Source organism: Corynebacterium sp. HMSC071F07 (assembly GCF_001810285.1).
GTDB lineage: Bacteria > Actinomycetota > Actinomycetes > Mycobacteriales > Mycobacteriaceae > Corynebacterium > Corynebacterium simulans.
In genome coordinates, this window is record NZ_KV800702.1 from 190720 (window position 1) to 198978 (window position 8259).

The 8259-nt window shown below is 59.5% G+C and carries 8 protein-coding genes; 5 read left to right on the forward strand and 3 right to left on the reverse strand.

Annotated features, from left to right (window positions below; translation table 11 throughout):
* The first annotated feature begins 249 nt into the window (after positions 1–249).
* On the forward strand, positions 250–2172 hold the full coding sequence (gene asnB, locus HMPREF2724_RS04645; RefSeq protein ID WP_070587374.1) for an asparagine synthase (glutamine-hydrolyzing): 1923 nt from the start codon (positions 250–252) through the stop codon (positions 2170–2172).
* Positions 2173–2342: 170 nt separating this feature from the next.
* Here the strand turns inward: asnB and HMPREF2724_RS04650 are convergent, their stop codons facing one another.
* The gene (locus tag HMPREF2724_RS04650; protein ID WP_061923570.1) at positions 2343–2687 is read right to left on the reverse strand and encodes a HesB/IscA family protein; all 345 of its coding nucleotides are present in this window, start codon (positions 2685–2687) and stop codon (positions 2343–2345) included.
* A 153-nt stretch (positions 2688–2840) separates the two neighbouring features.
* Here HMPREF2724_RS04650 and HMPREF2724_RS04655 point away from each other — a divergent pair, with 153 nt between their 5' ends.
* Both HMPREF2724_RS04655 and HMPREF2724_RS04660 read left to right on the forward strand, forming a co-directional pair.
* Positions 2841–3542: a DUF3043 domain-containing protein gene (locus tag HMPREF2724_RS04655; protein ID WP_070587377.1), complete on the forward strand. Its 702-nt coding sequence runs from the start codon at positions 2841–2843 to the stop codon at positions 3540–3542.
* Positions 3543–3596: 54 nt separating this feature from the next.
* A complete protein-coding gene (locus tag HMPREF2724_RS04660) occupies positions 3597–4610 on the forward strand; it encodes a nicotinate-nucleotide--dimethylbenzimidazole phosphoribosyltransferase (protein ID WP_070587381.1) in 1014 nt (337 codons plus the stop codon).
* A 21-nt stretch (positions 4611–4631) separates the two neighbouring features.
* Here HMPREF2724_RS04660 and HMPREF2724_RS04665 read toward each other — a convergent pair whose 3' ends face one another.
* Entirely contained in the window at positions 4632–5738 is a 1107-nt protein-coding gene (locus HMPREF2724_RS04665) for a branched-chain amino acid aminotransferase (protein ID WP_061923579.1), read from the reverse strand.
* A 121-nt stretch (positions 5739–5859) separates the two neighbouring features.
* Here HMPREF2724_RS04665 and HMPREF2724_RS04670 point away from each other — a divergent pair, with 121 nt between their 5' ends.
* On the forward strand, positions 5860–7359 hold the full coding sequence (locus HMPREF2724_RS04670) for a leucyl aminopeptidase (protein WP_061923584.1): 1500 nt from the start codon (positions 5860–5862) through the stop codon (positions 7357–7359).
* A gap of 22 nt (positions 7360–7381) precedes the next feature.
* On the opposite strand, the gene HMPREF2724_RS04675 is transcribed toward HMPREF2724_RS04670, so the two are convergent.
* Complete coding sequence (locus HMPREF2724_RS04675) at positions 7382–7774, reverse strand: hypothetical protein (RefSeq protein ID WP_061923587.1); 393 nt, start codon at positions 7772–7774, stop codon at positions 7382–7384.
* Between the two features lie 139 nt (positions 7775–7913).
* Here HMPREF2724_RS04675 and HMPREF2724_RS04680 point away from each other — a divergent pair.
* Positions 7914–8259 (forward strand): biotin/lipoyl-containing protein (locus HMPREF2724_RS04680; RefSeq protein ID WP_305764393.1); only part of this gene is annotated, 346 nt, incomplete at its 3' end.

Sequence of the window (8259 nt, forward strand, 5' to 3'; positions counted from 1 at the left end):
CACCTGCACAAGGGCAGAACCAACCCCTCGAATGGCGGGTTTAGCCTATGACCCAATTCACAAAGGCCATGCGGCTACATCATCCGAAAGTTCGCACCCTAACGGGTAAGCTGCGCCAACCCCTCCCCGATTGCTGAACAAAGACTGCCACGAAGCTTGTAACTCGGCGCGCGTAACTCCATTTAGGATTTAAGCCCCGTAAAGTATTCGGAAGAAAAAGACCCTTGATTAATAAGGAGCAACCACCCTATGTGCGGACTTTGCGGACTACTGACCGCTAACCACGACGCGGCCAAGTACGTAGATGCCCTCGAACAGTCCTTGCAGTGCATGCACCACCGCGGCCCGGATGCAGCGGGCACCTGGCATGACGACGACGTCGTCTTTGGCTTCAACCGCCTGTCCATCATTGACCTTGAGCACTCCCACCAGCCACTGCGCTGGGGCCCAGAAGATAATCCAGAGCGCTATGCCCTGACCTTCAACGGCGAGATCTACAACTACATCGAGCTGCGCGAGGAGCTTAAGGCGGCCGGCCTGAAGTTCAACACCGAAGGCGACGGCGAGCCCATCGTCGTGGGCTACCACCACTGGGGCGAGGATGTAGTCAATCACCTGCGTGGCATGTTCGGCTTTGTCATCTGGGACACCGAAACCAAGACGATGTTTGCCGCCCGCGACCAGTTCGGCATCAAGCCGCTGTATTACGCCACCACCGAGGCAGGCACCATCTTCGCCTCCGAGATGAAGTGCATCCTCGATATGGCCGAGCCGCTGGGTCTAGACCTCAGCCTAGACAAGCGCGCAATTGAGCATTACGTCGATCTGCAGTACGTTCCGGAACCGGAATCCCTGCACGCTAGCATTCGCCGCGTCGAATCCGGCTCTACCGTCACGCTGCGCCCGGGCCAGAAGGTCACAAACGATCGCTACTTCAAGCCGCGCTTCTCGGTCCAGAAGGTGGCAGAGGGCAGCGAACAGCAGCTCTTCGACAAGATTGCTAAGGCGCTGGAGGACTCCGTCGAAAAGCACATGCGTGCAGACGTCACGGTTGGCTCTTTCCTGTCCGGAGGCATCGACTCCACCGCGATTGCAACCCTGGCAAAGCGCCACAATCCGGATCTTTTGACTTTCACCACCGGCTTCGAGCGCGAAGGCTACTCCGAAGTCGACGTCGCCGCAGAATCTGCTGAAGCAATCGGCGTTGAGCATATCGTCAAGATTGTCTCCCCAGAGGAATACGCCACCGCGGTTCCGAAAATCATGTGGTACCTGGACAACCCGGTGGCCGATCCGTCCCTGGTTCCGCTGTACTTCGTGGCCCAGGAGGCCCGCAAACACGTCAAGGTCGTTCTCTCCGGCGAGGGCGCGGACGAGCTGTTCGGCGGCTACACCATTTATAAGGAGCCGCTTTCGCTGGCACCATTTGAGAAAATCCCTTCCCCGCTGCGCCGTGGCTTAGGCCAGCTGTCGAAGGTTCTCCCAGAAGGCATGAAGGGTAAGTCCCTTCTCAACCGTGGCTCCATGACCATGGAAGAGCGTTACTACGGCAACGCCCGCTCCTTCAACTTCGAGCAAATGCAGCGCGTTATTCCGTGGGCCAAGGAGGAATGGGACCACCGTGAGGTCACGGCGCCTATTTATGCGCAGTCCCGTGACTTCGACCCAGTTGCCCGCATGCAGCACCTCGACCTGTTTACGTGGATGCGCGGCGACATCTTGGTCAAGGCCGACAAGATGAATATGGCTAACTCCCTGGAGCTGCGCGTGCCGTTCCTGGACAAGGAAGTTTTCAAGGTGGCAGAAACCATTCCGCACGATCTGAAGATTTCCCACGGCACCACCAAGTACGCTCTGCGCAAGGCAATGGAGCAGATCGTTCCGCCACACGTTCTGCACCGTAAGAAGCTCGGCTTCCCAGTTCCAATGCGCCACTGGCTGGCTGGCGACGAGCTCTACGGCTGGGCACAGGACCAGATCAACGAGTCCCAGACCGAGGACATCTTCAACAAGAAGGAAGTTCTGGAGATGCTCAAGGAGCACCGCGACGGCGTGAGCGATCACTCGCGCCGCCTGTGGACGGTCCTCTCGTTCATGATCTGGCACGGCATCTTCGTAGAAAATCGCATCGATCCGCAGATCGAACAGCGCGACTATCCGGTAAAGCTATAAGCCAGGTTTCGTCACTTTGACGTTTATCCAAAAAGTGCCCGCCGCTTGACCTGTCTCCCTTATCTTTCAAAAGGAGGAACAGAGGAAAACGGCGGGCACTTTTCGTGCTTGCAGCCACGAAGGGCTTTAAGCCAAGACGCTTTAAGCTGAAACGCTTAAAAGCGCGCTATTTAGTTAAAGGAGTCACCACAAGCGCAGGAGCCACCGGCATTCGGGTTGTCAATGGTAAAGCCCTGAGACTCAATGGTGTCAGCGAAGTCGATCTTTGCGCCAGTGAGGTAAGGAACGGACATCTTGTCAACGACGAGGTTTACGCCATCAACGTTGTCGACCTTGTCACCATCGAGGCTGCGGTCGTCGAAGTACAGCTGGTAACGCAGGCCAGCGCAACCACCTGGCTGGACGGCAATACGCAGAGACAGGTCATCACGGCCTTCCTGCTCGAGCAGTGCCTTTGCCTTTGCGGCTGCTGCCTCAGTCAGGATGACGCCGGTAGCGGAAGCTGGAGCGGTCATGTCTTCTCCTCTATTAAGTACGGGTTTTTCTGGCCTCTACCCTACCCTCAATGTTTCGAAGGTGGAAAGGTTGACCTCGCTTACGTCTTTCACAACACCGGGCAGGGCGGGCCTATTCCCATTTAACGGCCACAACCTTGTAGTCTGATCAACGTGAAACTTCCGTGGCAAAAAGATGAAAAGGCGGACGGTAGCGCCGCCCTCCCCGCTTCTCAGATGAGCGAAACCCCGGCTGCTAAAAAGCCGGAGGAACACCGCAAGGGTTACACCCCGCCGAAGGGTCGTCCCACGCCGAAGCGCGATCAGCAAGAGATCGCCCGCGGCGTCATGCGCGATCCGTACGGCATGTCCGAAGCCCAGCGCTACCAGCACCGCAAGGAGATGAAGGCTTCCATGTCCAAGGAGGAATGGAAGGCCTATAAGCGCAAGGAGCGCGAGGAATCTCGCGCGGCTAACCGCCTTGCCCAGGAGCGCATGGCGAGCGGCGACGAGCGCTACCTGCTGCCCCGCGATAAGGGCGAAGTCCGCCGCTACGTGCGTGACTGGGTGGATTCCCGCAAGTTCATCAACGAGTGGATGATGCCTATGATGCTGCTTCTGCTTGTGGTTATGATGCTGGCCAACTTCAGCCCCAACGTTGCCAACTGGGTCAATATCTTCGCAATGGTGGTTATCGCGGTCATCGCCATCGAGGGTTTCTGGCTGGCTCGTCAGTGCAACAACGCAGTGCGCCTGAAGTTCCCGGGAACCACCGAGGCTGGCTTCGGCTTGGGTTTCTACGCATATACGCGCGCTTCCCAGCCGCGTAAGTGGCGTACCCCAAAACCACGCGTCGAGCGCGGCGCTACCGTCTAAGGCAGTCTTACTTAATCTAGGTAGTTATTTCTAGGCAGTTATTAAGGAGTAGCGATGTCTGAGCTCACGCCGGTTCCGCAGCCTGATCAGCAAGCAGGCCGCGCCGTCGCTGACGCGTTGGCTTCCTCTGTACGCGGAGATTCTTTCGGCAGGTTGAGCGGCGTCGCGAGCTGGCTTGCTGCTTGTCAGGGTGTCGTACCCGCGGCGGCTTTGCGCCGTCCACGCGTTGTTGTCTTCGCTGGTTCGCATGGCATCGCTACCCGCACTTTCGAAGGTGTCGGCCTTTCTGCTTTCGCACCCGAATCCGACGCGCAGCAGATTGCCGAATTAAAGGAAGGCACCGGACCGAGCCACAGCTTGGCACGCCGCGCAGGCGCCAGCATCACGGTCGTCGATTGTGTGCCCTCCGCCCCTATCGACGTCGAGCCAGCGATGACCAGCGAAGAGTTCAAGGCGGCGTTTTCTGTAGGCCAAGCCACTGCCGACGCCGAGGTTGATTCCGGCGCCGATCTGCTCATTCCCGCCGAGGTGGGCGTTGGCGCTACCACCGTTGCCGCAGCGCTCATGGGTCATTTCACCAGCACTGAGCCGGTCGCCATCGTGGGTCCTGGCTCGGGCACAACGGATGCAATGTGGAAGACCAAGGTCACCGTTATCCGCGACGCCATGTTCCGCATCCGCAACTTGGAGGGCGCGGAGGTTATTCAAGCCGCATCCTCGCCTAGCTTTGCGGCATTGGTGGGCTTTATCTGTCAGACCGCTGCGCGCCGCACGCCGATGCTTATCGACGGCCCGCTGTGCGCCGCCGCCGCAGTCTTCGCCGAGTCCCTCGCACCAGGCGTAAAGCAGTGGCTGCTCGCGGCGAATGTCACCACGGAGCCGGCACACATTAAGGCCTTGCAGCTGCTGGAGCTGCGCCCACTGCTTGAGCTTGAGATGCGCGCCGGACAAGGCCTGGGCGCACTGGCCGCGTTGCCGCTCATTCAGTCCGCCCTCGAACTTGCCGCGGACGAACTCAATGTTCTCGCAGCAGCTCAAGAGCCGACTCTAGAATCGGCTCAAGAATAGGCCCAAACAGGCGCCGCAGGATTAGTCGGCCTTCTCAACCAGCGTGTGCAGCCAGCCGTGGTTATCTTCTACGCAACCACGCTGGATGCCAGTGAGCCGCTCGCGCAGCGCCATCGTGGTCTTGCCGGCTTCGTTGCCGTTGACCTTGAAGTCAACGTCGTCGCCCATGACATGGCCCACTGGAGTGATAACGGCGGCGGTGCCGCAAGCAAAGGCTTCCGTCATCGCACCCGATGCAACATCATCGCGCCACTGTTGTGCAGTGATGCGGCGCTCCTCAACTTTAAGCCCCATATCCTGTGCTACCTGCAGCAAGGACTTACGGGTAATGCCCGGCAGCAAGGAGCCGGATAGCTCTGGGGTAACCAGGGCCTGGTTTCCTTCCTCGCCGTAGATAAACGCTAGGTTCATCCCGCCCATCTCTTCGATGTACTTGTGTTCGATGGCATCGAGCCAGACCACCTGGTCGCATCCCTTCTCCGCAGCCTGTGCCTGCGCAAGCAGGGAGCCTGCATAATTGCCAGCGAACTTCGCCGCACCAGTGCCACCTGGAGCCGCACGCACATAGTCGGTGCACAGCCAAACCGATACCGGTTTGATGCCACCGGAAAAATATGCGCCTGCCGGTGAAGCAATCAGCACGTAGCGATAAGAATTCGCCGGGTGAACGCCCAAGGAGACCTCAGTGGAAATCATAAAGGGGCGCAGGTACAGCGCCTCCTCGCCGCCCGCGGCTGGAACCCACGCCTGATCGACGTCGACTAGCTGGCGCAGCGACTCGATGAACTCTTCCTGCGGCAGCTCCGGCATGGCCAAACGCGCCGCAGAATCGATGAAACGCTGCGCGTTTTCTTCCGGGCGGAAAGTGGCGATGGAGCCATCCAGCTGGCGGTAGGCCTTAATACCTTCGAAGATGGCCTGGCCGTAGTGGAAGATGTTGGAGGCTGGGTCCATGCTAAACGGTGCATATGGACGCACCTGCGCGTCATGCCAGCCTTTTTCTTCGTTCCAGTCAATGGTCACCATGTGGTCGGTGAACTTTTTGCCAAAGCCAGGATCCTGGAGAATCTCGGCCAGTTTTTCAGTTGAAGTGGGGTGCTCAGTACGCGTTACGGTGTAATTCAACATGCCCCACACGCTACTCCCTTTTTCTATAGGAGGGCAGGCAAAATTCGCCTAAAGATGTGAGCTAGACGGGTAGGGTGTGTGAGGTAAAACCATTTTCAATCCCGAATGCAAGGAGGAAATCGTGGCAAAGTCCGCGTTTACCCTGCCCGCCCGCGGCAGCTTCCCATCTGTTGAACTGGCAAAGAAGGCCCCAAAGAAGGCCGACGCATTGCTCATCGCAGCCTTCAGCGGCGAGGATGGCCTTGAGGTTCCGGGAAGCGACGCTCTGGATTCCGCTGCGCTGCGCGCTACCTACGAGGCGCTTGCTGCGGTAGGCGCAACTGGCCGCGCGGGCGAAATCACCCGCATCCCTGCACCGCAGGATTCCATCGCGCCGCTCATCGTCGCTGTCGGCTTGGGTGACGCTGAGCTTCTCGACGACGAGATGCTGCGCCGCCACGCCGGCACCGCCGCGCGTGCGCTCACCGGCGCTGGCACCGTGGTCACCACCCTTGCGGACTTTGGCCTGACCGCCACCGTCGAGGGCCTCATCCTTGGCGGCTACGCTTACCGCGGCATCCGTTCCGGCGAGACCAACGACTCCGAGTCGCCGGCTTCCTTCAGCGTTATCGCAAACAAGAAGGCAGCCGAAGAGTTCGAGGCCGCGCGCGTTGCCGCTGAGGCTGTGAACCTCGCCCGCGATCTGGTAAATACCCCGGCTAACGAGCTCTACCCCGAGTCTTATGCCGAATTCATCTCCAACGAGGCTGCCGCGGCAGGCCTGGAGGTAGAGGTACTAGATGAAAAGCAGCTGAAGAAGGAAGGCTACGGCGGCATCATCTCCGTGGGCAAAGGCTCCAAGCGCCCACCACGCCTAGTGCGACTTACCTGGGCGCCGAAGGATGCCACCAGCACCGTTGCTCTGGTGGGCAAGGGCATCACCTTCGATACCGGCGGCATCTCCTTGAAGCCGGGCGCCGGCATGTGGGACATGATCTCCGACATGGGTGGCTCCGCAGCCATGGCCGCTGCCATCATTGCGGCCGCCAAGCTGGAGATCCCGGTCAAGGTCACCGCTACCCTGCCATTTGCTGAAAACATGCCAGGACCAGGTGCTACCCGCCCAGGCGATGTGATTACTCACTACGGCGGAATCACCTCTGAGGTGCTCAACACCGACGCCGAAGGCCGCCTCGTTTTGGCAGATGCCATTGCTCGCGCCAGCGCGGATAAGCCGGAGTACCTCATCGAGACCGCTACGCTTACCGGCGCGCAGATTGTCGCGCTGGGTACCCGTACCGCTGGCGTCATGGGCTCCGATCTCTTCCGCGACCGCATTGCTGAGATTGGCCGCGAGGTCGGTGAGAACGCATGGGCAATGCCGCTGCTCGAGGAGCACGACGAAGAGGTCAAGTCCCAGGCTGCCGATATCCGCAATATCAACGCTAAGCGCGAGGGCGGCATGGAATTTGCCGGTACCTACCTGCAGAAGTTCGTCGGCGAAGACATCGAGTGGGCGCACATCGACGTCGCCGGCCCGTCCTGGAACAACGGCGCACCGCACGGCTACACCCCGAAGCGCGCCACCGGCGTTCCAGTTCGCACCGTGGTTGCAGCGCTGCGCGAAATCGCAGAGTCCTAAACCGCAGCCCTAGCCTGGGCTTCTACTCAGCGCCGTGCTCGCGCTCAAAGCGGGCGCGGCGCTGTCTTTGTTCTTCTCGCTTGCGCAAGATGCGTTCGCGCTCCATACGCTCGCGCATGCGCTGAGGATAGCCGGTTTCTTCTACGTCGTAGACATCGCATTGCAGCAGTTTCGCCACGGCATCAATACCCTTCGGCCCGCCGATCCGGCGGCGGATGAACTGGCCAGTCTCATCCACGACAACCACGGACATCTCGTTGACCACCGTTTCGGGTTCTACAAATGCTTCGATATAGGCGCGTCCGCGCGCCCACTCAGAAAGGGCTGCTGCGTCTTCCTTCCGGATCGTCTCGCCAGGCCCACGTGGGGGCCGCAGCTGGGACCTAGATCTGTTTCGACGGAAGGGATTAAACATAGGCCATGAGTCTACTCCCCCGTGTACTTACGCACTTAAAACGGACTGGTGGACCCAGATGTGCACGCTAGTCGCACACACGCGGTAGGATTGAGCATCAGCGTTAAACAATTCCGACTTCCGAGGAGTCTTATTACTTATGGCACACTCTGTTGTGATGCCCGAACTGGGCGAATCCGTAACCGAAGGCACGATTACCCAGTGGCTGAAGTCCGTGGGTGACACGGTCGAGGTCGACGAACCATTGCTCGAGGTCTCCACCGATAAGGTCGACACCGAAATCCCTTCCCCCGTTGCGGGCACCATCCTCGAAATCAAGGCTGACGAAGATGACGACGTAGAGGTCGGCTCCGTCATCGCCATCATTGGTGACGAGGGCGAGTCTGCTTCCGATTCTTCCGCTGAAAAGCCAGCCGAGGAAAAGGAAGAAGCCAAAGAAGAGCCGAAGGCTGAAGAGAAGGAAGAGGCTTCTGCACCGGCTGCTT

Excerpts from the sequence above, each read along its gene's own strand:
- HMPREF2724_RS04665 (WP_061923579.1), bottom strand. The coding sequence starts at position 5,738 with ATGTTGAATTACACCGTAACGCGTACTGAGCACCCCACTTCAACTGAA.
- asnB (WP_070587374.1), top strand. The coding sequence starts at position 250 with ATGTGCGGACTTTGCGGACTACTGACCGCTAACCACGACGCGGCCAAG.
- HMPREF2724_RS04660 (WP_070587381.1), top strand. The coding sequence starts at position 3,597 with ATGTCTGAGCTCACGCCGGTTCCGCAGCCTGATCAGCAAGCAGGCCGC.
- HMPREF2724_RS04650 (WP_061923570.1), bottom strand. The coding sequence starts at position 2,687 with ATGACCGCTCCAGCTTCCGCTACCGGCGTCATCCTGACTGAGGCAGCA.
- HMPREF2724_RS04675 (WP_061923587.1), bottom strand. The coding sequence starts at position 7,774 with ATGTTTAATCCCTTCCGTCGAAACAGATCTAGGTCCCAGCTGCGGCCC.